The organism is Sphingopyxis sp., from assembly GCF_036261875.1.
Taxonomy (GTDB): domain Bacteria; phylum Pseudomonadota; class Alphaproteobacteria; order Sphingomonadales; family Sphingomonadaceae; genus Sphingopyxis.
In genome coordinates this window covers 67,559-93,391 of the sequence record NZ_DATAJZ010000010.1, presented here as the reverse complement: position 1 = coordinate 93,391, position 25,833 = coordinate 67,559, and the positions used below count along the sequence as shown (strand labels likewise).

Sequence of the window (25,833 nt, the reverse complement as noted above, 5' to 3'; positions counted from 1 at the left end):
AGCGACCGGCAAAGCAGAACGATCACGGGAGATTGCTTCGTCGCCTGCGGCTCCTCGCAATGACGATAGAATCGATGTCCCTGCTCTACACACGCACCAGCGCTTCGGCGGCGATCATCCGCGCTTCGGCTTCCAGCCCGACGTCGCGCAGCGCGCGGGTGATGTAATAAAGGTGATAGGGCGGAATCTTCGACCAATCGCCCTGCATCCCCGCCGCCGCGATCAGCGCGACCATGCCCGGCTCGCGCCGCTCGGCCGCCGCCATGATCGCCCGCGACCAGCGCGTCTGCTTGCCGAGATTCACGTCGAGGTCGCCCGCCGCCGACGCCGCCTGCCCGGCGTCGATGCGGCCGAGCCCGGCCAGCCCCGCGACGAGGAATTTCGAGCGCAGATAATCGGCGCTGTCGTCGTTCCCCGAAAAATTGCTGATGCTGCCCGCGCTCACCCCGGTCAGCGCGCGCGGCGATCCGACCGCCATCACGCCCCAGGCGCGGCTGCCGACGTCGAGTTTCTGAACCCACGCCATCGCATTGGCGTCGTACCCCGCAGCGAGCATCGACCCCAGCAGCTGCCACGGATCGTCGCCGACGTTGGTGCCGGTCGGCAGCCCCGCCGCGGCGCGCGCGGTCGCGACGAGCGCGGCATAGCGCTGCGCCGGGTTCGACCCCGCGCCCCACAGCCCCTGCATCGCGGCATAGCGCTCGGCCCCCGTCGCCGATCCGAAGGCATCGCGCAGCTCGCCGAGTTGCGCCGCGACCGCCTCGGGCGGCTCTTCCTCGCTCGACGCCGCGCTCAGCAGCGAGACATAGGCCTCGCTCGACAGCACGCCGCGCGCCGCCGCGTCGGGCGCCGCGGCGACGCGTTCGGCCATGTCGGTCATCGGCGCCAGCACGGTCCAGCCGCGCATATAGCCGGGCTCGCCCGCGCGAAGCTCGGCGGGGATGTCGATCGCGGTCGCGGTGGCGAGGCCGAAGCGCCAGCTCGTCAGCCGGTCGACCTTGTCCCATTCGATCGTCGTCGAGCGGCGGCCCGCGCCGGTCGCGCCGAGCACGCGCTCGGTCAGCAATATGTCGAAATTGCTGATCTTGCCGCTCGACCGGACGCGCCCGATCGCCCAGCCTGCCGGGCCGGCCTCGCCCGACAATCCGGCGCAGATCGCCGCCGCCAGCCGCCACGATTGCTCCTCGCCATGCGCAAGGCCGGCGGGAACATAAGGACAAAGACCCGCCGGATCGGCGTTGGCGAGGAAGGTCTGCTGCGCGACCTGCACCAGCCGCGGGCTCGCGCGGTCATAATCGACCGACTGGACGATCCAGCGCGCCGCGGTCGATTCGCCCATGCGCAGGAGCAGCCCCGCGCGATCGGCGGCGAGGTCGGCGCCATTGATCGTGTCGGGGGTATCGATCGCCGACGACAGCGCGCGGCGCAGCAATATCTGCCCCCAGCGCGAAGCCAGTGCGCCACTAGTCTTGCGCATGATCGCCGCCGCATATTGGCCACGCACACCAAAGGCATCGGGCGCGAGGCCGCCCGTTTCGGGGGTCAGCGGCCCGATCCGCGTCAGCAGCCGCCGCGCGCCGGGCGGCAGGTCATATTTCAACCCGCCCGAGGCGACCTCTTCTTCGTCGCCGCTCTCATCGCCGTCTTCGCTCGTGGCGTCGGTCAGGGTCGGGGCGACGGCGGGCGGCAGGGCGCCGACCGACGGGGACGACGGGGAGGCGGATGAAGGCGCCGGCGATTTCGGCGTCGCGGTCGGGCTCGGCGAGGGAGTCGGCGAAGGTTTCGGAGCGGGCGTATCGGCCGGGTTGCCGAAACCCTCGGGCAGCAGCGATTCCTGCGCGATCGCGGGCAGCACCAGCGCCGCCGCCATCGCGGTGCCCGACAGGGCCAAAGTCAGCGTCAGCAGCTTTTTCGTCATCACCTATCCTTGGGGGCTGTGCTCGGGCCGCTTTGGGCGATTGTGTCGGTCACGTCCACCTCGGTCGTTCGGGGCGCGATCGGCCGCCCCAGATAGAAGAGCAACAGCAGGAAGGCCAGCAGCGCCAGCGCCAGGCCCGCCAGCCACATTCTCCTCCGGCCTTTTCCCGATCTCATCGCCTCGCGCAATATCCAATGCCCGCCGTTCGTCCCATAAGCGCCGCCCGCAAAAACCATTGTCCCGCGCGGCTTGGGCGGTATAGCCCCGCGCACCATGTCGCGAAACCCGAAAAGCCCCGGCCCGGCCGCATCCGGCGCCCTGCCCGCGTCGATCCGCGAGCGGTCGATCGTGCTCGTCGGGCTGATGGGGTCAGGCAAGTCGACGATCGGCCGCCGCCTCGCGCAGCGCCTCGGCATGGCCTTCGCCGACGCCGACGACGAGATCGAGCGCGCCGCGGGCATGACGATTTCCGACATGTTCGCCAAGTTCGGCGAAGCGCATTTCCGCGACGGCGAACGCCGCGTGATCGCGCGGCTGCTCGCGGGCAGGCCGCACGTTCTCGCCACCGGCGGCGGCGCCTTCATCAACGACGAGACGCGCGCGCTGATCCTGAAGGACAGCCTGTCGATCTGGCTCGACGCCGACATTCCGACGCTGGTCGAACGCGTCGCGCGGCGCAGCCACCGGCCTTTACTCAAGGATCGCGATCCGGGGCAGGTGCTCCGCGAACTCGCCGCGGTCCGCAACCCCATCTATGCCGAGGCGCCTATCCGCGTCAGCTCGGCGTCCAGCCCGCACGAACATACGGTGCGCGCGATATTGGAGGCCCTGTCGAAATGGAACGCCTGACCGTCGAACTGGGGAGCCGCAGCTATCCGATCCTGATCGGCGACGGGCTGCTCGGCGAGATCGGCCGCCATGTCGCGCCGCTCCTCAAGCGCCCGCGCACGATGATCGTCACCGACGAGCATGTCGCGCCCTATTATCTGGACGCGGCGAGCGCCGCGCTGGCGGCCGAGGGCGTTACGGTCTCGTCTCTCGTCCTGCCCGCAGGCGAAAGCTCGAAAAGCTGGGCCGGGCTCGCGCGCCTCACCGAATGGCTGATCGGCGAAGGGGTCGAGCGCAGCGATCATGTCATCGCCCTTGGCGGCGGGGTGATCGGCGACCTCGTCGGCTTCGCCTGCTCGGTCGTCAAGCGCGGCAGCGCCTTCGTCCAGATGCCGACCACCCTGCTCGCGCAGGTCGACAGCAGCGTCGGCGGCAAGACCGCGATCAACGTCGCGGCGGGCAAGAATCTGATCGGCGCCTTTCACCAGCCCGCGCTGGTGGTGATCGATCCGACGACGCTCGCCACCCTGCCGCGCCGCGAGCTTGGCGCGGGCTATGCCGAGGTGGTCAAATATGGGCTGATCGACGACGCCGATTTCTTCGCCTGGTGTGAAGCCAACGGCGCGGCGCTGCTCGCGGGCGACGGCGATGCCCGGCACAAGGCGATCGCGCACAGCGTCGCCGCCAAGGCGCGGATCGTCGCCGCCGACGAGCGCGAGACGCAGGATATTCGCGCGCTGCTCAACCTCGGCCACAGCTTCGGCCACGCGCTGGAGGCCGAGACCGGCTATTCGGACCGGCTGCTCCACGGCGAAGCGGTCGCGGCGGGCATGGTGCTGGCGCATCAATTCTCGGCCGCGAACGGGCTTTGTCCGCCCGAGGATGCGGCGCGGGTACGCGACCATCTCGCCAGCGTCGATCTGCCGCACAGTCTCGCGAGTGCGGGGATCAACAGCGGCGGCGCGGCGCTGGCCGCGCATATGGCGCACGACAAGAAAGTGCGCGGCGGCAAGCTGCCGCTGATCCTGACCCGCGGCATCGGGCAAAGCTTCGTCACCGAGGATTATGGGCTGGATGCGGTGTCAGCGTTTCTGGACGATCGCTGACGGCGGCAGTCGACCGGAAGCGGACCTATCCTTCATCGTCATCCCGGACTTGATCCGGGATCCATTCATCCGACGCTGAAAGAATGGATCCCGGATCAAGTCCGGGATGACGAGAGTCTGAAAGTCCTGCGCAGCATCTCTTATCTTCGTCATTCCCGCGAAAGCGGGAACCCAGAGCGAGCGTCGGCTGACCCCACTCTGGGTTCCCGCTTTCGCGGGAATGACGAAAGTGGCGGAAATGTCCGCTCTCCACCCCAAAGCGGACATTCGGTAAGTCCGGCTATGATCAGTGCGCCGCGCCGCCCAGTCCGTCGACCTTCTTCGACTGTTTGACGATCAGCCCCGGGAAGAAGCGCGCGAGGCGGGACAGGCGTTTGGCCATCTTGCCGACGGTGACGTGCACCCTGGCGCCGTGGACCGCGTCCCACGCCGCCTCGGCAACGCGCTCGACGGGGACGATCTCGAACCCGCTGGATGACAGCCGATCGCGCGCGGGCTCGTTGCTGTCGGCGGCGACCTGGTCGAGCAGCGGGGTGTCGATGAAGCCCGGCATCAGCGAACGAACCTTGATGCCGTGTTTGGTGAATTCGATTTCGAGCGCTTCGGTCAGCCCGCGCACCGCGAATTTGGTCGCCGAATAGACCGCGAGCCCGGCGACGCCGTAAAAGCCCGACGCCGAGCCGGTGTTGAGGATCGTCGACCCCGGCGTCGCGCGGAGCAGCGGCAGCGCGCTGTGGATGCCGTTGACGACGCCGCCGAAGTTGATCGCGATCAGCCGGTCGGTCTCCTCCGGCGGCATGTCGGCGAACTGGCCGCCGGTCCCGATTCCGGCGTTGTTGAACAGGACGTCGAGCCGTCCGCCGCTGGCCGCCGCAAAGGCGTCGAGCGCGGCCTTCCACTGGTCGCGGTCGCGCACGTCCATGATGTGGCGCGACGAGGCCCCCTCGGGCAGCAGCGCCGCGGTTTCGTCGATACCCTGCGCATTGACGTCGGCGATGCCGACGAACCAGCCCTGTCCGGCGAAATGGCGCGCGGTCGCGCGGCCGATGCCCGAACCGCCGCCGGTGATGAAGATCGCCTTTCGTGCCACGCCCGCTCTCCCTTACATTTATGTCAGCACCAGATGATGCGAAGCCGGCGGGCGCGTCAAGCCGCAATCGCGGCTTGGCAAGAGGCGGGCGGCGCCGCTATCAGGGCGGCGATGTTTCGCCTGCGCCTGATGTTCCTGACCTTGCTGGCCTTTTGCCTCGGCGCGGCGCTTCCTGCCGAGGCGGCGGTGACGGTCAGCTTTTACAGCCATGATTTCGGCGACCGCTTTCCGCACGCCTTCATCACGGTCAAGGGCACGCTCGACGGCAGTGGGCAGGCGGTCGACAATAATTTCGGCTTCACCGCGAAGAATGTCAGCCCGGCGATCCTGCTCGGGTCGGTGAAGGGCTATGTCCAGACGTCGAAGGACGATTATATCGCCAAGAGCGACCGCCAGTTCAGCGTCACCGTCGACGACGCGACCTATGCGCGGCTGATCGCCAAGGTTCGCGAATGGCAGGACCGCAAGCAGCCGAGCTATAGCCTGAACAAGGCGAACTGCGTCCATTTCGTGATGGAGCTGGCCGAGATCGTCGGGCTGAAGGTCGATCGCAAAAGCAAATTTTTCAAGAAGCCCAAGAGTTTCCTGCTGGAAGTGAAGGCGTTGAATCCGAGTTTGGGGTGAAGAGTCCGAATCCCGGATGATATAGGTTTCCCTAGACGCCACGCGCGTTTCACCCTATGTTCAGGGAACGGGGAGCAATAATCTGCGCTCCGGACGTGTTGAGGGGCGATTCTTGCGGCTATTGCTGACTCTTTTGGCGCTGCTCACCGGTTTTGCCACGGCGGACCGGGCCATGGCCGCGCCCGCCGTTCCGATGGCGATGGGGTCGCTGGTCCTGCTCGCCGAAAGCACGGGCAAGGCCGACACCGGCGACAGCGAACGCCGCCCCGTCGCCACCACCCCCACCCGCCGCTCAAGCAGCGGTGTCAGCAGCGGCAAGCCGCGCAAGGCGCCGCCGCCACATCTTCCCGGTCTGTTGACCGGGGTCGACCGCGCGCTCGAATAGCCGCACCGACCGGCGCCCTTGCCGGGGCCGTTTCCCTGCGTTCGCGCGGGGATTTTCTTTATAGACCGCGCGGCGTCTTCGCTGCGCAGATCGCATCGAAATCCAAGGAAATTCCCTATGTTCGGCAGTCTTGCCAAGAGCCTGTTCGGCTCGTCCAACGAGCGTTACGTCAATTCGATCCGCAAGATCGTCGCCAGGATCAACGCCTTCGAGCCCGAGCTCGAAGCCTATAGCGACGAGCAGCTGAAGGCGCAGACGCAGAAATTCCGCGACCGGCTCGATGCCGGCGAGACGCTCGACGACGTGCTGCCCGAAGCCTTTGCGACGGTGCGCGAAGCGTCCAAGCGCACGCTCGGTATGCGCCATTTCGACGTCCAGATGATCGGCGGCATCGTCCTCCACCGCGGCGAGATCGCCGAGATGGCGACCGGCGAGGGCAAGACGCTGATGGCGACTTTGCCCTGCTATCTGAACGCGCTGGAGGGCAAGGGCGTCCATGTCGTCACCGTCAACGACTATCTCGCCAAGCGCGACGCCGAATGGATGAGCGCGGTCTATGGCTTCCTGGGCCTGACCACCGGCATCATCGTTCCGAACCTCAACGAGATGCAGCGGCGCGAGGCGTATAACAGCGACATCACCTATGCGACGAACAACGAGCTGGGGTTCGACTATCTGCGCGACAATATGAAGTTCGACCGCGCCCAGATGGTCCACCGCGAATTCAACTTCGGCATCGTCGACGAGGTCGATTCGATCCTGATCGACGAAGCGCGCACCCCGCTGATCATCTCGGGCCCGACCGACGACAAGTCGGAGCTGTATATCCGCGTCAACGAGGTGGTGCATCAGCTCGTCGAAGAGGATTATGAAAAGGACGAGAAGGCGAAATCAATCAGCCTGACCGAAGACGGCACCGAGCATGTCGAGCGATTGCTCGAGGCCGCCGGGCTGCTCCAGGGCAGCAACCTCTACGACATCGAGAACACCCAGGTCGTGCATCACGTCAATCAGGCGCTGAAGGCGATCGTGATGTTCAAGCTCGACACCGACTATATCGTCAAGGACGGCAAGGTCGTCATCATCGACGAATTCACCGGCCGCATGATGGACGGCCGCCGCTGGTCCGACGGCCTGCACCAGGCGGTCGAGGCCAAGGAAGGCGTCCAGATCGAGCCCGAGAACCAAACCCTCGCGTCGATCACCTTCCAGAATTATTTCCGCATGTATCCCAAGCTTAGCGGCATGACCGGCACCGCGGCGACGGAAGCGGCCGAATTCTTCGAAATCTACAAGATGAACGTCGTCACCATCCCGACCAACCGCCCGATCGCGCGGCAGGACGACGAGGATGAATTCTACAAGAATATCACCGACAAGTTCGGCGCGATCGCGCGCACGATCCGCGAGGCGCAGGAGCGCGGCCAGCCCGTGCTCGTCGGCACCGTGTCGATCGAGAAGTCGGAATTGCTCTCCTCCTATCTCGAAAAGGAAGGGGTCGCGCACAGCGTCCTCAACGCGCGCTTCCACGAGAGCGAAGCGCATATCGTCGCGCAGGCGGGGCGCGCCGGCGCGGTCACCATCGCGACGAACATGGCGGGCCGCGGCACCGACATCAAACTCGGCGGCAGCGAGGAGTTCCGCATCGAGGACGAGCTGAAGGACCTGCCCGAAGGCCCCGAACGTGACGCCGCGATCGCGCGCATCACCGAAGAAGTCGCCGCCGAGCGCGAAGCCGTGCGCGCCGCGGGCGGGCTGTTCGTGCTCGCGACCGAGCGCCACGAAAGCCGCCGCATCGACAACCAGCTTCGCGGCCGCTCGGGGCGCCAGGGCGACCCCGGCCTGTCGAAATTCTACCTGTGCCTCGACGACGATCTGCTGCGCATCTTCGGCCCCGACACGCTCTTCTCCAAGATGATGAACAAGAATCTGGAGGACGGCGAGGCGATCGGGTCGAAATGGCTGTCGAAGGCGATCGAGACCGCGCAGAAGAAGGTCGAGGCGCGCAACTACGACATCCGCAAGCAGGTCGTCGAATATGACAACGTCATGAACGACCAGCGCAAGGTCGTCTATGAACAGCGCGGCGAGATCATCGACAGCGAAACCGTCGACGACGTGATGGCCGAAATGCGGGCCGAGACGGTGAATGCGATCATCGCCGACGCCTGCCCGCCGGGCAGCTATCCCGAGCAATGGGATGTCGAGGCGATCAAGGAACGCGTCGCCAATGTCCTCGACCTGGCGCCGCCGATCGATGACTGGATGCAGGAAGACGAACTCGACCCCGAAATCTTCGAGGGGCGCATCCAGGAACTCGCCGATGCCGCGGCCGCCGGCAAGGCGGCGCAGGTCGATCAGGACACGTGGCATAATGTCGAGAAATCGATCCTGATCCAGACGCTCGACCATCATTGGAAGGACCATCTCTCGACGCTCGATGCGCTGCGTCAGGCGATCTTCCTGCGCGCCTATGCGCAGAAACAGCCGATCAACGAATATAAGCAGGAGGCGTTCGCGCTGTTCGAGCGGATGCTGCAGAATATCCGCGAGGATGTGACGCGCACCGTGGCGCGGATCGATTTCCAGTTCCAGGAACCCGAGCCCGCGGCGCTGCCCGACCTGCCCGATTTCCTGACCAACCACATCGACCCCTTCACCGGCGAGGACAACAGCGCCGACATCGACGCGGGCGAACTCGGTGTGATCGCCAACACGCTGCCGCCGATGCAGGCGCCGCGGCCCGACCTGCCCGAAGGGGAAAACCCCTATGCGGCGCTGGAAATCAGCCGCAATGCGCCGTGCCCGTGCGGGTCGGGGCGCAAATATAAGCATTGCCACGGGGTGCTTTGACGCCTGCCGGTCCTTATCCTAATTGTCATCCCGGCGAAGGCCGGGATCTCGACCTTGCGTCCATAAGCACCGGCGAGATCCCGGCCTTCGCCGGGATGACGGGATAGGGGATAGTCATGACCAGCCTCGCTGCCTTCTTCGGCCTCACCGCCCTGCTCTATGCGGCGGTCGGGTTCGGCGGCGGGTCGACCTACACCGCGCTGCTGCTGCTCGGCGGCGTTGCGGTCGGGCTGGTTCCGGCGATCAGCCTGGCGTGCAACGTCATCGTCGTCACCGGCGGAACGATCCGCTTCGCGCGCGCCGGGGCGATGCCGTGGGCGAAGGCGCTGCCGCTGATCGCGGTCGCGGCGCCGCTCGCCTTTCTGGGCGGGCTGACCCCGGTCAAGCAGGGGCTGCTCGTCCTGCTCCTCGGTCTGTCGCTGCTTGCCTCCGCATTGGCGCTGATGTTCCAGCCGCAGGCGGCGAAGCCGGTCGCGCTGCCCGCGAAGCTGCTGTTGCCGATCGCGGCGGCGATCGGCTATTTGGCTGGTGTCGTTGGCATCGGCGGCGGCATCTTTCTCGCCCCGATCCTCCACCTGATCCGCTGGGCCGAGGCGCGCTCGGTCGCCGCGACGGCGAGCCTGTTCATCCTCGTCAACAGCCTGTTCGGGCTGACCGGCCAGCTCATCAAGGGCAAGGGCGGCGCGATGCTTCACGCGGTTGCGGGGCACTGGCCGCTGCTGGTCGCGGTGCTGATCGGCGGCGCGATCGGAACCCAGCTTGCTGTCCGCGCCGGCGGCGCGACCCTGATCCGGCGGCTGACCGCACTGCTCGTTGGGTTCGTCGGGGTGCGGCTGCTGTTCGGATTCTAACCAATAGCTCCGTGCTCCCGCGAAGGCGGGAGCCCATCTTCGGTCGGTGCCATTTTGAACCCGCAGGAGATGGGTCCCCGCCTTCGCGGGGACACGGAAGCATTTTCAATTGGTTGGAATGTTTTGACCCATCTTGCCTTCCCGCGCGGCGGTGCTAGCATCCTCTCCATAAGCTTGACGGCCGCGTAGCCAGACAAGCGACGCAGCAGGCAGGAATGAAGGGGCCGCGCACGCCCGGATCATCGCGCGCGGCCGGACCGTTGGCATGTTGCGTGGAAAGGGCTGGGGCATTTCCTTTTTCGACGAGATGACAGGACAGACAGGCGAGGTCCGGTCGCCCTATCGCGACTATCACGACTGGTTCGCGCAGGAGGACGCGGCACGCATCCAGCGCAAGACGCAGCAGGCCGAGGCCTTTTTCCGCACCACCGGCATCACCTTCAACGTTTACGGACAGGATGAGGCCGACGAGCGGCTGATCCCCTTCGACGTCGTGCCGCGCATCATCTCGGCGGGCGAATGGCGGCGGCTGTCGCGCGGGATCGAGCAGCGGGTGCGGGCGCTCAACGCCTTCCTCCACGATATCTACCACCGGCAGGAGATTTTGCGCGCCGGACGGGTGCCGACCGAACTGATCGCGCGCAACGAGGCGTTTCTGCCGATGATGATGGGGATGGATCCGCCGGGCGGCGTCTATACGCATATCAGCGGCATCGACATCGTGCGCACCGGCGCCGACGAATTCTATGTGCTCGAGGATAATGCCCGCACGCCGTCGGGCGTCTCCTACATGCTCGAAAACCGCGAGACGATGCTCCAGATGTTCCCCGAGCTGTTCGCGCGGATTTCGGTGCTCGAGGTGAGCGATTATCCACTCAACCTCCTGAAATCGCTTTCGGCCTGCGCGCCGCCGCAATGCGCGGGCACGCCGACGGTCGCGGTGCTGACTCCCGGCATCCACAACAGCGCCTATTTCGAGCACAGCTTCCTCGCCGACCAGATGGGCGCCGAACTGGTCGAAGGGCACGATCTGCGGGTCGTCGCCGGGCGCGTGCAGATGCGAACGACGCAGGGCTATCGCCCGATCGACGTGCTGTATCGCCGCGTCGACGACGATTTCCTCGACCCGCTCAATTTCCGGCCCGACTCGCTGCTCGGCGTGCCCGGCATCTGGGACGTCTATCGCGCCGGCGGCATCACCATCGCCAATGCGCCGGGAACCGGGATCGCCGACGACAAGGCGCTCTACAGCTATATGCCCGACATCATCGAATTTTATACGGGCGAGAAGGCGCTGCTCCCCAATGTGCCAACGTGGCGCTGTTCGGAGGCCGAGCATCTGAAGGAGGTGCTGGACCGGCTGCCCGAACTGGTGGTGAAGGAGGTCCACGGGTCGGGCGGCTATGGGATGCTCGTCGGACCGACCGCGAGCAAGAAGGAGATTGCCGCGTTCCGGGGGAAGCTGGAGGCCAATCCGGGCAATTATATCGCGCAGCCGACGCTGTCGCTGTCGACCGTGCCGATCTTCACCAAGGCGGGGCTGGTGCCGCGCCACGTCGACCTGCGCCCCTTCGTGCTGATGTCGCCGCAGGGGATCATAATCACGCCGGGCGGGCTGACGCGCGTCGCGATGACCCGCGGGTCGCTGGTGGTCAATTCGAGCCAGGGCGGCGGGACCAAGGATACCTGGGTGCTGGAGGATTGATGGGCGCGACCTTCACCTTCCCTCGTCATTGCGCGGAGCGAAGCGACGCGGCAATCCCCAGCCATCGGCCGACACAGACAGTTGCTGACTGGAGATTGCTTCGCTTCGCTCGCAATGACGACGGACTCGGGAGCGCGCGCCCATGTTAGGCAAGACCGCCGGCAGCCTCTACTGGATGGCGCGCTATCTGGAGCGGAGCGAGAATAATGCCCGCCTGATCGACGCGGGGTTCCGCATCGCGCTGACGCGGTCGAACACCGCCGAGGCCGAATGGCGGTCGGTGCTGGTGACCGCGGGGCAGGACAGCCGGTTCCGCCAGGCGCATGGCGAGGATTACAGCTCGCAGCGCGTCGTCGATTTCATGCTGCGCGACCCGGCCAATCCGTCAAGCATCCTGTCGGTCATCAAGCAGGCGCGCGACAATGCCCGCACCGCGCGCACCTATCTGACCCGCGAGGTGTGGGAGGCGGTCAATACGAGCTGGATGACACTGAACGCGCTGCTGAAGCGGCAGGTGCGCAAGGACGACCTGCCCGACGCGCTCGGCGCAATCCGGCGCCAGAACGGGCAAGTGCGCGGCGCGCTGACCGGAACGATGCTGCGCAACGACGGCTTTCACTTCGCGCAGCTCGGCACCTTCCTCGAGCGCGCCGACAACATCGCGCGCATCCTCGACGTCAAATATTATCTGCTGCTGCCGTCGGTCGCGCATATCGGCGGCTCGATCGACAATGTGCAGTGGGAGACGATCCTGCGCTCGGTGTCGGCGCACCGCGCCTATCGCTGGCTTTACGGGGCGGAGATCAGCGCGCTGAAGATCGCCGAATTTCTGATCCTCTATCGCCAGCTTCCGCGCAGCCTGGCCTTCTGCTGCGAGCGGGTGGAGGAGCATCTGGGGCAGATCCAGCGCGGCTATGATGAAGAAACCGAGGCGGGACGGATGGCCGCGGCGCTGTGCCGTGACCGGCTGTCGGCGCCAATCCAGGCGATCTTCGACGGCGGGCTGCACGAATATCTGAACGGTTTCCTCGGCGCCACCGGCGCGCTCGCGCGCCAGATCGAGCGCGATTATCGGTTCGTGGAGTGACGATGAGACTGCACGTAGACCATAGCACCCATTATCAATTCGACGGCCATGTCGCCTATGCGCTCCAGCAGCTTCGCCTGACGCCGAAGGAGCGGCCGGGGCAGCAATTGATCCACGGCTGGACGATCGCGATCGAAGGAGGCGAGCGGCAGCTTCACTACACCGATCATCATGGCAACGGCGTCGACCTGGTGTCGGTCGGGGGCGGTGTGCGCGAGCTGACGATCCGTTGCACCGGCGAGGTCGAGTTGGTGACGTGGGACGGGGTGATCGGGCCGCATCGCGGCGTGATGCCGCTGTGGACCTTCCTTCGCCCGACCCCGCTGACGCGCGCGGGGCGCGGGGTGCGCGCGCTGACGGCGCAATTGGGGCGCGATTTCGCGTCGGATATCGAACGCGCCCATGCGCTGTCGGTGCTGATCCTGAGCAAACTGCCCTGGCGCACCGGGGTCACCGATGCCGAGACGACCGCCGAGCAGGCGCTGGCGGGCGAGGGCGGCGTTTGCCAGGATCACAGTCATATCTTCATCGCCGCGATGCGCCACCTCGGCCATCCGGCGCGCTATGTCTCGGGCTATCTGATGATGAACGACCGCACGCAGCAGGATGCAACCCACGCCTGGGCCGAGGCGTATTTCGACCACATCGGCTGGATCGGTTTCGACGTCAGCAACGGCCATTCGCCCGACCAGCGCTATATTCGTGTCGCGACGGGCCTCGACTATCGCGATGCGGCCCCGGTTCGCGGGATGCGCTATGGCGCGGCGCAGGAAAATCTGGTTGTCCAGTTGCAGGTCCAGCAATAAGCGGACGGGAACCGGGCGGGGGAAACAGGATTCGATGACCTATTGCGTTGGTATGCGGCTCAACAAGGGACTGGTGTTCATGTCGGACACCCGCACCAACGCGGGCGTCGACGATATTTCGCAGGTCCGCAAGATGCGAAGCTGGCATGTGCCGGGCGAGCGGGTCATCACGCTGATGTCGGCGGGCAATCTCGCGACGACGCAGGCGGTGGTCAGCCTGCTCGACGAGCGCACCAAGGCGCCCGCCGACCGGCATCCGTCGATTCTTGCCGCGCCGTCGATGTTCCAGGTTGCGACGATCATCGGCGAGACGCTGCGCGGCATCGTCACCCGCTATGGCGTCGAGGGGCCGGCGGCGGAATCGATCTTTCGCGCCTCGCTGATCGTCGGCGGCCAGATCAAGGGTTCCGAGCCGCGCTTGTTCATGATCTATCCCGAGGGAAATTTCATCGAATCGGGCGAGGATAATCCCTTCTTCCAGATCGGCGAGACGAAATATGGACGCCCGATGATCGTGCGCTCCTATGATCCGGTGATGTCGTTCGAGGATGCGGTGAAATTGCTGTGCGTCTCGTTCGATTCGACAATCCAGGCCAACGCCGGGGTCGATTTGCCGATCGACCTCAAGGTCCATGAACGCGACGATTTCGTGAGCGTGCGTGAACGGCGCTTCGAGCGCGACGATCCCTATTATCAGAGCGTCGCCGACGGCTGGGCCGAAGCGCTGGGGATCGCGCTGGCCGAGCTGCCGGATTTTCATTTCTAGGTCCCCCTCCCCCTCCCGCTTGCGGGAGCGGAGCATTACCTGTTCTTCCGCCCCTCGATCAGCCCGTCCACCAGACTGGGGTCGGCCAGCGTCGATGTATCCCCCAGCGACCCGAAATCATTCTCCGCGATCTTGCGCAAAATCCGCCGCATGATCTTGCCCGACCGCGTTTTGGGGAGCGCGGGAGTCAGGTGGATATGGTCGGGGGTCGCGATCGGGCCGATTTCAGTGCGCACCTGCTGCTTGAGCGCGGCGGCAACCTCGTCGGTCGGCTCGACCCCGGCGTTGAGCGTGACATAGGCGTAGATGCCCTGGCCCTTGATGTCGTGCGGAAAGCCGACGACCGCGGCTTCGGCGACCAGATCGTGCAGCACCAGCGCGCTTTCGACCTCGGCGGTGCCCATGCGGTGCCCCGAGACGTTGATGACGTCGTCGACGCGCCCGGTGATCCGCCAATAGCCGTCGCCGTCGCGGCGGCAGCCGTCGCCGGTGAAATATTTGCCCTTGTAGGTCGAGAAATAGGTCGCGGCGAAGCGGTCGTGATCGCCATAGAGCGTGCGCGCCTGCCCGGGCCAGCTATGCGTGATGCAGAGATTGCCCTCGGCCGCGCCGCCGCTCTGTTCGTCGGCGAGCACGCCGCCCTCGGCATCGACCAGTTGCGGGCGGACCCCGAAGAAGGGGCGCCCGGCGCTTCCCGGCTGCATCGCGTGCGCGCCGGGCAGGGTGGTGATCATGATGCCGCCGGTCTCAGTCTGCCACCAGGTATCGACGACAGGGACGCGGCCCTTGCCGACGGTCTGATGATACCAGCGCCACGCCTCGGGATTGATCGGCTCGCCGACGCTGCCGAGTAGGCGGAGCGAAGACAGGTCGTGGCGCGTCACATAATCGTCGCCCTCGCGCATCAGCGCGCGGATCGCGGTCGGCGCGGTGTAGAGGATGTTCACCTGATGCTTGTCGACGATCCGCCAGAAACGGTCGTGGTCGGGATAGTTGGGCACGCCCTCGAACATCAGGCTCGTCGCGCCGTTCTGAAGCGGGCCATAGACGACATAGCTGTGGCCGGTGACCCAGCCGATGTCGGCCGAGCACCAGAAAATCTCCCCCGGCCGGTAATCGAAGCCGTAGAAGAAGGTCGAGGCCACCCACACCGCATAGCCGCCGACGGTGTGCAGCACGCCCTTGGGTTTGCCGGTCGAGCCCGAGGTGTAGAGGATGAACAGCGGGTCCTCGGCCCCCATCGGCTCGCACGGACAGTCGGTGCCGACGTCGGCCGACAGCGCGTCGTACCAATGATCGCGGCCTTCCTTCATCGCGACGTCGCCGCCGGTGTGGGCGATGACGAGCACTGCCTTCACGCCGATGCGCTCGAGCGCCTTGTCGACATTGGCCTTGAGCGGGATGGTCTTGCCGCCGCGCAGCCCCTCGTCGGCGCAGACCACCCAGTCGCTGGCGCAATCCTCGATCCGGCCGTGGATCGCCTCGGGCGAAAAGCCGCCGAAGATGACGCTATGGACCGCGCCGATGCGCGCGCAGGCGAGCATCGCCACCGCGCCCTCGGGGATCATCGGCATATAGATGGTGACCCGGTCGCCCTTCCGGACCCCCATCTTCTTGAGCGTGTTGGCGAAACGGATGACGTCGGCGAGCAGCGCGGCGTAGCTGATATGCCGCGTCTCGCCGTCGGGGGCGTCGGGTTCGAAGATGATCGCAGTGCGGTCGCCATGCCCTGCGGCGACATGGCGGTCGATGGCATTATGGCAAAGGTTGAGGACGCCGTCCTCATACCATTTGATGTCGACCGGATCGAAGGACCAGCCGGCAATTTTCGTCGGCGGCGTCACCCAGTCGAGGCGCTTCGCCTGTTCGGCCCAGAAGGCGTCGGGATCGGCGATGCTCTCCGCATAGAGCCGATCGTAATCGGCGGCGGTGCAATGGGTGTTCGCGGCAGCGTCGGCGGGAACGGGGACGAAGGGTTCGGAAGGGGGCAATTCGGACGACACGGCGACTCTCCCAATGGGCTTTGCTTTGCTCGTTTGAATCGATAACCCGCAAGCCACAAACTGCAAGGGCGTGGAGGATTATGCTTCTCGTCATGCCGGACTTGATCCGGCATCCGCCTTTGCCTTCAAAAAGGCAGACCCCGGATCACGTCCGGGGTGACGAGGAAGGAATTATGATGACGGCCATCGGCGAAGAAGTCGGGCGTCTGCTGGATGTCCTGGGTGTCGACCGCACCTTATGGACCGACGGATCGATGCCGGCGCTGACCCCGCTGACCGGCGAACAGGTCGGGATGGTGCGCGTCGTGGATGCCGCCGATGTCGATGCGACGCTGAATCAGGCGGTCGCGGCGTTTCGCGCCTGGCGCGGGGTTCCGGCGCCGCGCCGCGGCGAGTTGGTGCGGCTGTTCGGCGAGGAACTGCGCGCCGCGAAGGACGATCTGGCGGCGCTGGTGACGATCGAGGCGGGCAAGATTCCATCCGAAGGCGCGGGCGAGGTGCAGGAGATGATCGACATCTGCGACTTTGCGGTCGGGCTGTCGCGCCAACTTTACGGCCTGACGATCGCCACCGAGCGGCCGGGGCATCGGATGATGGAGGTCTGGCACCCGCTCGGCGTCGTCGGGGTGATTTCGGCGTTCAATTTCCCGGTCGCGGTATGGGCGTGGAATGCGGCGCTCGCGCTGGTGTGCGGCAATAGCGTCGTGTGGAAGCCGTCGGAAAAGACGCCGCTGACCGCGCTCGCCGTGCAGGCGGTCTTCGCGCGCGCGGTGGCGCGCTTCGCCGACGCGCCTGCGGGCCTGTCGCAGCTTTTGATCGGCGGGCGCGAAGCGGGCGAGGCGCTGGTCGACGATGCGCGCGTCGCGCTGGTGTCGGCGACGGGTTCGACGCGGATGGGCCGCGCGGTCGCGCCCCGCCTTGCCCAGCGCTTCGCGCGCGCGATCCTCGAGCTTGGCGGCAATAATGGCGTGATCGTTGCGCCCTCGGCCGACCTCGACCTCGCGCTGCGTGGTGTGGCGTTCGGGGCGATGGGGACGGCGGGGCAGCGCTGCACGACGACGCGGCGGCTATTCCTCCACGATCGCATCTATGATGATTTCGTCGCGCGGCTGAAGGCGGCTTATGCCAGCGTCGCGGTCGGCAACCCGCTGGCGGGCGAGGTGCTCGTCGGACCGCTGATCGATCGTGCGGCCTTCGAGATGATGCAGCAGGCGCTGGCGGCCGCTAAGGCGGCGGGCGGTATCGTGCACGGCGGCGAGCGCGTGGGCGAAGGCGCGAGCTTCTATGTCCGCCCCGCGCTGATCGAGATGCCGGGGCAGGTCGGGCCGGTGCTGGAAGAGACGTTCGCGCCGATCCTCTACGTCATGCGCTACGACGATCTGGACGCGGCGATCGCGCAGCATAATGCGGTCGCGGCGGGGCTGTCGTCGGCGATCTTCACCACCGACCTGCGCGAGGCCGAGTGCTTCCTTGCGGCGAGCGACTGCGGCATCGCGAACGTCAATCTGGGGACGAGCGGGGCCGAGATCGGTGGCGCGTTCGGCGGCGAGAAGGAGACCGGCGGCGGGCGCGAGAGCGGGTCGGACGCGTGGCGCCAATATATGCGGCGGGCGACGAACACGGTGAATTATTCGGACGCGCTGCCGCTGGCGCAGGGGGTGAGTTTCGATCTCAACTGACAACAACAACGTCATTGCGAGCGAAGCGAAGCAATCTCCAGCTATCGGCCTCGCGCAAGGTCGATAGCTGGAGATTGCCGCGTCGCCTTCGGCTCCTCGCAATGACGAGATTTGTTAGTTTGCTCGCCACCCATAGCCATCATCAAGCGCGACGACCTGTCCGCTCATGCCCACTGGCTCCGCCTTCCCCTCGGTCAGGAACGCCAGCATCGCGGCATCGCTCACATCGACATGTGCGAGCGTGCGCTGCCCCTCGGGCGTGCGCGCCACGACGACGCCCGCCTTCGGTGCCCCGTCGCGCCCGTAGAAGACCGTGTAGCTCTCGATCGTCGCCGGCCCGGCATAATCCTGGGCCAACTCGGGCACGGGTCCGCGCTTTGCCTCGGCTTCGGCCTGATAGTCGAAGTCCTGCGGAAAGCTCGCCGCCGCGATCGGCTGGTTGCCCAGCACGATGCAATGATTGTCGGTCGCGAAGCCGCCGTTCGCGAAGAGGAAGCCGTAGCGGCCTTCGCTCCGCAGCTTTTCGACCATCGAGACCACGGCGTGGCTCATATAATTGGCGATCGGGCCGCCGCCGAAGGTCAGGCCGCCGAACACTGTGGCGGGGCGGTCCCAGGGCCAGCCGAGAATGCGCCGCGCCATCTTCGGCACGCAGGGGAAGCAGCTGTAAAGTTCGACGCAGTCGAAATCCTGGGCGGTCATGGCGTTGAGCGCGAGCGTGCGCGCGATCGACGTCTCCATGCTGACGCTGCCGTCGTAGCGGTCGCGGCGGAGGATGCTCGCGGGTTCCTTCGCCGCGGCGCCCATGCCGACATAGATGAGGCGATCCTCGGCGATGCCGCGGCGCCGCGCTTCGGCGAGGCTGGCGACGAGAAAACCCGCACCCTGGTTCACCGACGAATTGGCGACCATCAGCTTCGAATAGGGAAAGGCAATCGGGCGGTTGCGCTCGTCGACGCGGAGGATGTCGGCGGGCGAGGCGGGCTTGCGGATCCACGCGCCGTCGTTCGCGGCCGCGACCTCGGAAAAGCGCGACCAGATTTCGGCGCTTTCGAACTGCGCATCCTCGAGGCTCTGCTTCCACGCCGCACGGGTCGCATTTTCGTAGAGCGGATAGACGTCGACCGGCGCCGAAAGCCCATGCTTCTGCGCATAATTGGGCTCGCGGCGGGTCGCGACCTGACGCACCGCATTATAGCTCTTGTCCTCGCCGCTCGCGGCCTTGGCGGCGCGGCCCGCGGCGGTGCGCAGCGCTTCGCCGCCGACGATCGCCGCCAATTTGACCTCGCCCGCGCCGATGCGGTTCGCCGCCTCGTTGAGCAGGCGCACCGGCGTATCGCCGTGCGGGGCGGCGGACTGGTAATTGATCGCGGGACTGGCGCCGATCGCCGCCGCCAGCGGTTCGCATAGCTTGCCGAGATGGTGGAAGCTGATCTGGTCGACGATGGCAAGGCTGTCGATCTCGGCGAGCGGTACGCCCGCGTCCTCTGCCGCCACCTGCAACGCTGCGACCATCAGGCCGAGCGAGTCGAGCCCCTGGTCGGGGTCGTCGGGGCGGTCGTTGACCTGCCCGACGCCGATGATGACAGGAATGCGTTCGGGATCGGTCATCGTCATGTCAGCGCGCTTTCCACACCGGCTTGCGCTTTTCGGCAAAGGCGCGCGGGCCTTCGCGGGCGTCCTCGCTCGCCATCAGCGCCCGGCGCTCGCGACTGTTGTCGGCCCAATGCGCGTCGTCGCCGGCGATCTGTCCGTCCTGCATCCTGAGCGCCACGCGCTTCGACGCCTGCACCGACAGCGGCGCATTGCCGGCGATCTTCTCGGCGAGCGCGATGGCGGTCGGCATGAGGTCGGCGAGCGGAACGACGCGGTTCGCGAAACCATAGCGCAGCGCGGTCGCGGCATCGAAGGGATCGCCGGTGAGCAGATGCTCCATCGCCAGCTTCGGCGGCAACTGCTTGACGATGCGGAAGGCGCCGCCCGCCGCCGCGAACAACCCGACCTTGACCTCGGGCAGGCCGAACTGCGCATTTTCGGAAGCGACGATCAGGTCGCACATCAGCGCCAGCTCACAGCCGCCGCCAAAGGCGAAGCCGTTGACCGCGCCGATGACCGGCTTCGAGATCGGGTGCGCGGCAAAGCCGCCGAAGCCCCACGCCTGCTGCGCCTTGTCGTCGGGCTGGAGCGCGCCGCCGCGCGACAGCGCGACGAGGTCGGCGCCCGCGCAGAACGCCTTGTCGCCCGCGCCGGTGATGATGACGACGCGGATGTCGGGATCGGCTTCGGCTTCGTCGAGCGCGGTGCCGATGCCGACATGGACCGCGGCGTTGACCGCATTGCGCGCCTCGGGCCGGTTGATCGTGATGGTCAGGATATGGCCGTTGCGTGTCGTGAGGACGGCAGGGGCGGCGGTGTCGGTCATGCGAATCTCTCCCTTTCGGGCGAGTATCGGCGCGAGTTGACGTTTACGTCAACTGGAAAGGGTGGGCGTGCCGCAACAAGCGTGCGCACCCGCGAAGGCAAGTGCCCAGAGCGGCGAACGCTACAATGGCATTGTAACGCTCTGGGTCCCTGCCTTCGCGGGGACACACCGCAATGTAATCCTCCGTGTGGATCAGATCGACTGCCCGGTCTTCGCCCAGTCGGCGAGGAAGCCTTCGATGCCCTTTTCGGTGAGGACATGCTTGAACAGGCCTTTGATCACAGACGGCGGCGCGGTCATCACATCGGCGCCGATCTTCGCGGCTTCGAGGACATGGATGCCGTGACGCACGCTCGCGACGAGGATTTCGGTGTCATAAGCATAATTGTCGTAGATCAGCCGGATGTCGGCGATGAGCTGCATCCCGTCGAAGCCATTGTCGTCGTGACGACCGACGAAGGGCGAGACGAAGGTCGCCCCCGCCTTCGCCGCGAGCAGCGCCTGCGTCGCCGAGAAGCAGAGCGTGACGTTGACCATCGTGCCGTCGCCAGTCAGCGCCTTGCAGGTCTTGAGCCCGTCGATCGTCAGCGGCACCTTGATGCAGACATTGTCGGCGATCCGGCGGAGGATTTCGGCCTCCTTCATCATCGTTTCATGGTCGAGCGCGACGACCTCGGCCGACACTGGGCCGTTGACGATGGCGCAGATTTCCTTCGTCACCTCCTTGAAGTCGCGCCCCGACTTGGCGATCAGCGAGGGGTTGGTCGTCACCCCGTCGAGCAGGCCCGTCGCGGCGAGTTCCTGAATGTCGGCGATTTCGGCGGTGTCGGCGAAGAATTTCATGGCGCGGGCGTTCCTGCTGGATAGGTGATTCGGGACTGCGACCGCCCTAGAGCAAGACGTGCGTAAATTGAACCATCGCTACCCACCATCGTCACCCCGGACTTGATCCGGGGTGACGATGGTGGGAAAGGGCTGGAGTTCTTTGTTTGTTCCGTTTAAGCGCCGACCATGGCCAAAGCGAAACGCCAATATGTCTGCCAGAATTGCGGCGCCGTCAGCTATCGCTGGCAGGGGCAGTGCGCCGATTGCGGCGAGTGGAACACGCTGGTCGAGGAAGCGGCCGAGACCGTCTTTTCGGCGAAGCACGATCTGAGCCGCGGCGGCCGCACGCTCGCGCTCGAAACGCTCGACGCCGACAGCAGGATGCCCGACCGGATGCTCTGCGGCATCGCCGAGTTCGACCGCGCGCTGGGCGGCGGCTTCGTTGCGGGGTCGGCGACGCTGATCGGCGGCGATCCGGGGATCGGCAAATCGACGCTTCTCTTGCAAGCGGCGGGGCGGCTCGCGAAGGCGGGCAAGTCGGTCGTCTATATCAGCGGCGAGGAGGCCGCGGCGCAGGTGCGGCTGCGCGCGCAGCGGCTGGGGCTCGGCGATGCGCCGGTGGCGCTGGCGAGCGCGACGTCGGTGCGCGATATCCTCGCGACGCTTGATAGTCGCACCGCCGATTTCGTCGTCATCGATTCGATCCAGACGATGCACAGCGACCTGATCGACAGCGCCCCCGGGACCGTCAGCCAGGTCCGCGCAAGCGCGCAGGAGTTGATCCGCTACGCCAAGGACAGCGGCGCTGCGATCGTGCTCGTCGGGCATGTGACGAAGGACGGGACGATCGCCGGGCCGCGCGTGCTCGAACATATGGTCGACACGGTACTGGCGTTCGAGGGCGAGCGCAGCCATCTTTATCGCATCCTCCGCGCAGTGAAGAACCGCTTCGGCGGCACCGACGAGATCGGGGTGTTCGCGATGGGCGAGGAAGGGCTGGGCGAGGTCGCCAACCCGTCGAGCCTGTTCCTGACCGACCGCGGCCGCGACGTGCCGGGGTCGGTGGTCTTCCCGGCGCTCGAAGGCACGCGGCCGGTGCTGGTCGAGGTGCAGGCGCTGACCGTTCGCCTCGCGAGCGGGGCGACCCCGCGCCGCGCCGTCGTCGGCTGGGACAGCGGGCGGCTGGCGATGGTGCTCGCGGTGCTGGAGGCGCGCTGCGGGCTGCAGATGGGCGCGGCCGAAGTCTATCTGAACGTCGCGGGCGGTTACCGGCTGACCGATCCCGCCGCCGACCTCGCGGTCGCCGCCGCGCTGATCTCGGCGTTCAGCGAGCGGCCGGTGCCCGCCGACGCAATCGTTTTCGGCGAATTGTCGCTGTCGGGCGAAATCCGCCCCGTCGCCCACGATGCGCTGCGCCTCCGCGAGGCCGCGAAGCTGGGCTTTTCGAGCGGTTGGGGACCAAAGGGCATGAAGGGCGTCAACGGGATCGGTGTCACCGGCTTTGCCCGATTGGGCGAACTGGTTGATCTGATGCTCGGGCGTGACTAGATCGGCTGACATCAAGTTATTCCGTTCGCCCTGAGCTTGTCGAAGGGCTGTTCTTTCTGGCCGGAAGGAGAAAAAGGACGGTGCTTCGACAAGCTCAGCACGAACGGTTGTATTTCATGCGTGATTTCTGGATTGCGGTCCGATGGCAAATCTGACGGCCCTCGACATCATCGTGCTGACCCTCGTCGGTGGCGGCGCGGTGCTCGGTTTCCTGCGCGGGCTGGTGCAGGAGGTGACGTCGCTTCTCGCCTGGGTCCTCGCGATCCTCGCGGTGCGCTTTTTCCACCCGCTCGTCACCGATTTCGTCGCGCGCTGGATCGAGGCGCCCGGCGGCGCGGCGATGCTGGCTTTCGTGATCCTGTTCGGCGGGGTCTTCGCGCTCGCCAAATGGGGATCGCGGACGATGGGGCAGCGCAGCCGCGCTTCGCTCGTCGGCGGCTTCGATCGTGGGCTCGGTGCCGGCTTTGGAGCGATCAAGGGGCTGATCGTCGCGACCCTGCTCTTCATGGTCGCGACTTTGCTCTACGACATCGGCTACGGCAATGCGCAGCGCCCGGCGTGGATGGCGGACAGCCGCACCTATCCGGCGCTGAGCGCGACGAGCGCGGCGCTGAGCAAGGTGATCGCCGAACGGCGCGCCGAGGCGCGGTCGGCGCAGGCGGACGCCGACAGGCAGGCCGCGAGCGCGCCATGAGCGGCGCGCTCTACAACCGCGACATATTGGCGCTCGCGGTGGGGTCGGTCGACTTTCCCCCGCGCGAGGACGCGCGGCATCGCGTGTCGGCGCGGGCGCCCTTGTGCGGCAGCGCGATCCTTCTCGATGTCGATACCGACGATGAGGACCGGGTGAGCGGCATCGGTATGCATGTCGAGGCGTGCGCACTGGGGCAGGCGTCGGCGACCCTGCTCGCGCGCCACGCCGCGGGCCGGAACCTCGCCGAAATCCGCGCCGCACGGAGTGCCATCGCCAGCTGGTTCGCGGGCGAAGGCGGGCTGCCCGAATGGCCGGGCTTCGACCTGCTCGCCGCCGCGCGGGACTATCCCGCGCGGCATGGCGCGATCCTGCTCCCCTTCGACGCCGCAGTCGCGGCGCTCGAGGGACAGGCGGCGCCGGCATGAGCCTGACGGGTCTCGCGGCGGGCGCGGCTGCGGCCGTGAGCGAAACCGCGACCGACGCTGCGCTGCTCGAAGGCGCGATCCTGCTCGGGGTCGCGACGCTGTTCGTGCTGATCTTTCGCCGCCTCGGCCTCGGCGCGGTGCTCGGCTATCTGATCGCCGGCGCGCTTGTCGGACCGCACGGATTGGGGCTGGTCGGCGGCGGTGAATCGAAGCTTGCCTTCGCCGAAATCGGCATCGCCTTTCTGCTGTTCCTCGTCGGCCTCGAACTCCACCCGCGGCGTTTGTGGGATCTACGGCGCGCGATCTTCGGGCTTGGGCTGGCGCAGGTCGTCGTCACCGGGCTGATCCTCGCCGGGCTGATCTTCGTGACGCTTGGTTTCAGCTGGCAGGCGGCGCTGGCGCTCGGCCTGCCGCTCGCGCTGTCATCGACAGCGCAGGTGCTGCCGAGCCTCAAAAGCTCGGGGCGGATCAACTCGCCCTTTGGTCAAAAGGCCTTTTCGATCCTGCTGTTCCAGGATCTGGCGATCGTGCCGATGATCACGATCATCGCCGCGCTGTCGCGCGCCCCGGCCAATCCGGCGGCGCCGCCGGGATGGCAGATGGCGCTGACCACCGTCGGCGCGATCCTGGTCCTCGTGCTGGTCGGCCGGTTCGTCGTCAATCCCCTGCTTAGGCTCGTCGGGCGCTATGGCGAGCGCGAATTGTTCGTCGTCGTCGGGCTGCTCGCGGTGCTGGCGAGCGCGGCTTTCATGCACAGCCTGCATCTGTCGACCGCGCTCGGCGCCTTCGTGGCGGGAATGATGCTGGCGGATTCGCCCTATCGCCACGAGATCGAGGCCGATGTCGAGCCGTTCCGCCTCGTGCTGCTCGGCCTCTTCTTCCTTGCGGTCGGAATGGTGCTCGACGTCGGCGTCGTCGCGGCGCGGCCCCTGCTCGTCCTTTCGCTTGCCGCCGGGCTGGTCGTGGTCAAGGCGGCAGTGCTGACCATCCTCGTCCGCCTGTTCGGCAAGCCGTGGAGCACCGCGCTCGGCCTCGGCCTGCTGCTCAGCCAGGGCGGCGAATTCGGCTTCCTGCTCTTCACCCAGGCGGCCGATGCGATGCTCGTCGCGCCCGCGGCGGCGAGCCTGTTCAGTGCGGTCGTCACCCTGTCGATGATGACGACGCCGTTCCTGATGCTGTTCGCGCGCAATCTCGAATTTTCGCCGGGCAGCGAGGCCGATCTCGACGATCCCGAGAACGCGCCGCGCGGATCGTCGATCGTCATCGGCTATGGCCGCTTCGGACAGATCGTCGCGCAGATGCTCCATGCGGTCGATTGTTCGGTGACGCTGATCGACAAGAAGCCGAGCCAGATCGAACTGTCGGGGCGCTTCGACACCAAAGTCTATTTCGGCGACGGGCTGCGCATCGACGTGCTGCGCCGCGCGGGCGCCGAGGAGGCGCGGCTGATCATCTTTTGCGCCGACGACCGCAGCATCGACGCCGCCGCACTGGCGCCCATCGTCGAGGCTTTTCCGAACGCACGCGTCCTGACACGCGTGTTTGACCGTCGCCAACTGCTCGCGATCGACGGGGCGGGAACCGTGGGCGCGGTGCGCGAGGTGTTCGAAAGCTCGATCGCGCTGGGCGCGATGGCGCTGCAGCAGCTCGAGGTCGCGCCGCGCGAGATCGAGGATGTCGAAATGGCGCTGCGCCAGCTCGATGCCGAACGGCTCGGGATGCAGATCAGCGAAGGCGACCTCGGCGCCGGGCGCGACTACCGCTTCGTCGCGGGCGGCGGGCGGCAGGCGGCGAGCGTGCTCGAAGCGCTGCGCGAGCGGCGGGCGGCGGCGAAACGCGCGCGCGAAGAGGCCGAAGCCGATCAGGCCGCCTAGTCGCGCTGACCGGTCGTCGCGAGGCCGCGTGCTCATTTCCAAAGTTCAGAAAAGTTCAGCCCTGTGTGCGCCCCGGTTTGGACCTCGCGGCGTGCTGACGCGTCCGGCACGCCCCGCCATGACCGCACCCGCGAGTTAGGCAGCGGCCTCTTTTGTTCACCAAATGAAAGAGCCGGATGAAGGCTGGCATAGCCGGATAGTGTAGGAAAGGCTTATTTGAAGCCAATGTCGGCTTTGGGGTGGAGAGCGGCCGTAGCCGATCCTCCCTGTCGCGGAGCGATGGGGAGGTGGCAGCGCCCTTCGACTGCCTTGCAGGCGCTCAGGATAAACTGCGCCTTTGGCGC

22 protein-coding genes are annotated in these 25,833 nt (G+C 66.6%); 15 read left to right on the top strand and 7 right to left on the bottom strand.

Going from position 1 to position 25,833, the window contains the following annotated elements; genetic code table 11:
- Positions 1-85: 85 nt before the first annotated feature.
- Together VHO04_RS05605 and VHO04_RS05600 are read right to left on the bottom strand one after the other, a co-directional pair.
- A complete protein-coding gene (locus tag VHO04_RS05605) occupies positions 86-1,918 on the bottom strand; it encodes a hypothetical protein (protein ID WP_329627383.1) in 1,833 nt (610 codons plus the stop codon).
- Positions 1,918-2,067 (bottom strand): hypothetical protein, encoded by a 150-nt coding sequence (locus tag VHO04_RS05600; RefSeq protein WP_329627382.1) that lies wholly within the window; start codon positions 2,065-2,067, stop codon positions 1,918-1,920. The genes VHO04_RS05605 and VHO04_RS05600 overlap by 1 nt, the downstream gene beginning before the upstream one ends.
- A 124-nt stretch (positions 2,068-2,191) precedes the next feature.
- Here VHO04_RS05600 and VHO04_RS05595 point away from each other — a divergent pair, with 124 nt between their 5' ends.
- The gene (locus VHO04_RS05595; protein WP_329627381.1) at positions 2,192-2,767 is read left to right on the top strand and encodes a shikimate kinase; all 576 of its coding nucleotides are present in this window, start codon (positions 2,192-2,194) and stop codon (positions 2,765-2,767) included.
- Positions 2,755-3,852 (top strand): 3-dehydroquinate synthase, encoded by a 1,098-nt coding sequence (gene aroB / locus VHO04_RS05590; protein ID WP_329627380.1) that lies wholly within the window; start codon positions 2,755-2,757, stop codon positions 3,850-3,852. Before VHO04_RS05595 ends, aroB begins: the two co-directional genes overlap by 13 nt.
- A 286-nt stretch (positions 3,853-4,138) precedes the next feature.
- On the opposite strand, the gene VHO04_RS05585 is transcribed toward aroB, so the two are convergent.
- Positions 4,139-4,942 (bottom strand): SDR family oxidoreductase, encoded by an 804-nt coding sequence (locus tag VHO04_RS05585; protein ID WP_329627379.1) that lies wholly within the window; start codon positions 4,940-4,942, stop codon positions 4,139-4,141.
- Between the two features lie 111 nt (positions 4,943-5,053).
- Between VHO04_RS05585 and VHO04_RS05580 the strand changes: the two genes are divergently transcribed.
- The 8 genes from VHO04_RS05580 (at position 5,054) to VHO04_RS05545 (ending at position 14,019) form a co-directional block, all read left to right on the top strand.
- Positions 5,054-5,566 carry a hypothetical protein gene (locus VHO04_RS05580; protein ID WP_329627378.1) on the top strand — a complete coding sequence of 171 codons (513 nt, stop codon included), beginning with the start codon at positions 5,054-5,056 and terminating at the stop codon, positions 5,564-5,566.
- 172 nt (positions 5,567-5,738) lie between these two features.
- A complete protein-coding gene (locus tag VHO04_RS05575; RefSeq protein WP_329627377.1) occupies positions 5,739-5,951 on the top strand; it encodes a hypothetical protein in 213 nt (70 codons plus the stop codon).
- Between the two features lie 117 nt (positions 5,952-6,068).
- On the top strand, positions 6,069-8,804 hold the full coding sequence (secA, locus tag VHO04_RS05570; protein ID WP_329627376.1) for a preprotein translocase subunit SecA: 2,736 nt from the start codon (positions 6,069-6,071) through the stop codon (positions 8,802-8,804).
- A 116-nt stretch (positions 8,805-8,920) separates the two neighbouring features.
- Positions 8,921-9,655, top strand: coding sequence for a sulfite exporter TauE/SafE family protein (locus tag VHO04_RS05565; protein WP_329627375.1), 735 nt, complete (start codon positions 8,921-8,923; stop codon positions 9,653-9,655).
- A 265-nt stretch (positions 9,656-9,920) separates the two neighbouring features.
- Positions 9,921-11,360, top strand: a complete 1,440-nt coding sequence (locus VHO04_RS05560; RefSeq protein WP_414713082.1) for a circularly permuted type 2 ATP-grasp protein — start codon at positions 9,921-9,923, stop codon at positions 11,358-11,360.
- A 142-nt stretch (positions 11,361-11,502) separates the two neighbouring features.
- Positions 11,503-12,447 carry an alpha-E domain-containing protein gene (locus VHO04_RS05555; RefSeq protein ID WP_329627373.1) on the top strand — a complete coding sequence of 315 codons (945 nt, stop codon included), beginning with the start codon at positions 11,503-11,505 and terminating at the stop codon, positions 12,445-12,447.
- Between the two features lie 2 nt (positions 12,448-12,449).
- Entirely contained in the window at positions 12,450-13,253 is an 804-nt protein-coding gene (locus tag VHO04_RS05550) for a transglutaminase family protein (protein WP_329627372.1), read from the top strand.
- Positions 13,254-13,287: 34 nt separating this feature from the next.
- A complete protein-coding gene (locus VHO04_RS05545; protein ID WP_297663220.1) occupies positions 13,288-14,019 on the top strand; it encodes a peptidase in 732 nt (243 codons plus the stop codon).
- A gap of 35 nt (positions 14,020-14,054) precedes the next feature.
- Here VHO04_RS05545 and acs read toward each other — a convergent pair whose 3' ends face one another.
- The gene (acs, locus tag VHO04_RS05540; protein WP_329627371.1) at positions 14,055-16,022 is read right to left on the bottom strand and encodes an acetate--CoA ligase; all 1,968 of its coding nucleotides are present in this window, start codon (positions 16,020-16,022) and stop codon (positions 14,055-14,057) included.
- 173 nt (positions 16,023-16,195) lie between these two features.
- On the opposite strand from acs, the gene VHO04_RS05535 reads away from it, so the two are divergent.
- Positions 16,196-17,701, top strand: coding sequence for an aldehyde dehydrogenase family protein (locus VHO04_RS05535; protein ID WP_329627370.1), 1,506 nt, complete (start codon positions 16,196-16,198; stop codon positions 17,699-17,701).
- Positions 17,702-17,815: 114 nt separating this feature from the next.
- Here VHO04_RS05535 and VHO04_RS05530 read toward each other — a convergent pair whose 3' ends face one another.
- The 3 genes from VHO04_RS05530 to fsa all read right to left on the bottom strand — a co-directional run bounded on the left by VHO04_RS05530 (position 17,816) and on the right by fsa (position 20,966).
- Positions 17,816-19,318, bottom strand: a complete 1,503-nt coding sequence (locus VHO04_RS05530; RefSeq protein WP_414713081.1) for an acetyl-CoA acetyltransferase — start codon at positions 19,316-19,318, stop codon at positions 17,816-17,818.
- A gap of 1 nt (position 19,319) precedes the next feature.
- A complete protein-coding gene (locus VHO04_RS05525) occupies positions 19,320-20,123 on the bottom strand; it encodes an enoyl-CoA hydratase-related protein (RefSeq protein ID WP_329627369.1) in 804 nt (267 codons plus the stop codon).
- A 192-nt stretch (positions 20,124-20,315) separates the two neighbouring features.
- Positions 20,316-20,966, bottom strand: a complete 651-nt coding sequence (fsa, locus tag VHO04_RS05520; RefSeq protein WP_329627368.1) for a fructose-6-phosphate aldolase — start codon at positions 20,964-20,966, stop codon at positions 20,316-20,318.
- Positions 20,967-21,134: 168 nt separating this feature from the next.
- Here fsa and radA point away from each other — a divergent pair, with 168 nt between their 5' ends.
- The 4 genes from radA to VHO04_RS05500 all read left to right on the top strand — a co-directional run bounded on the left by radA (position 21,135) and on the right by VHO04_RS05500 (position 25,489).
- Positions 21,135-22,496 carry a DNA repair protein RadA gene (gene radA / locus VHO04_RS05515; RefSeq protein ID WP_329627367.1) on the top strand — a complete coding sequence of 454 codons (1,362 nt, stop codon included), beginning with the start codon at positions 21,135-21,137 and terminating at the stop codon, positions 22,494-22,496.
- 142 nt (positions 22,497-22,638) lie between these two features.
- Positions 22,639-23,190, top strand: a complete 552-nt coding sequence (locus tag VHO04_RS05510) for a CvpA family protein (protein ID WP_329627366.1) — start codon at positions 22,639-22,641, stop codon at positions 23,188-23,190.
- Entirely contained in the window at positions 23,187-23,615 is a 429-nt protein-coding gene (locus VHO04_RS05505) for an iron-sulfur cluster assembly scaffold protein (RefSeq protein WP_329627365.1), read from the top strand. The genes VHO04_RS05510 and VHO04_RS05505 overlap by 4 nt, the downstream gene beginning before the upstream one ends.
- The gene (locus tag VHO04_RS05500) at positions 23,612-25,489 is read left to right on the top strand and encodes a cation:proton antiporter (protein WP_329627364.1); all 1,878 of its coding nucleotides are present in this window, start codon (positions 23,612-23,614) and stop codon (positions 25,487-25,489) included. Before VHO04_RS05505 ends, VHO04_RS05500 begins: the two co-directional genes overlap by 4 nt.
- Positions 25,490-25,833: the final 344 nt, after the last annotated feature.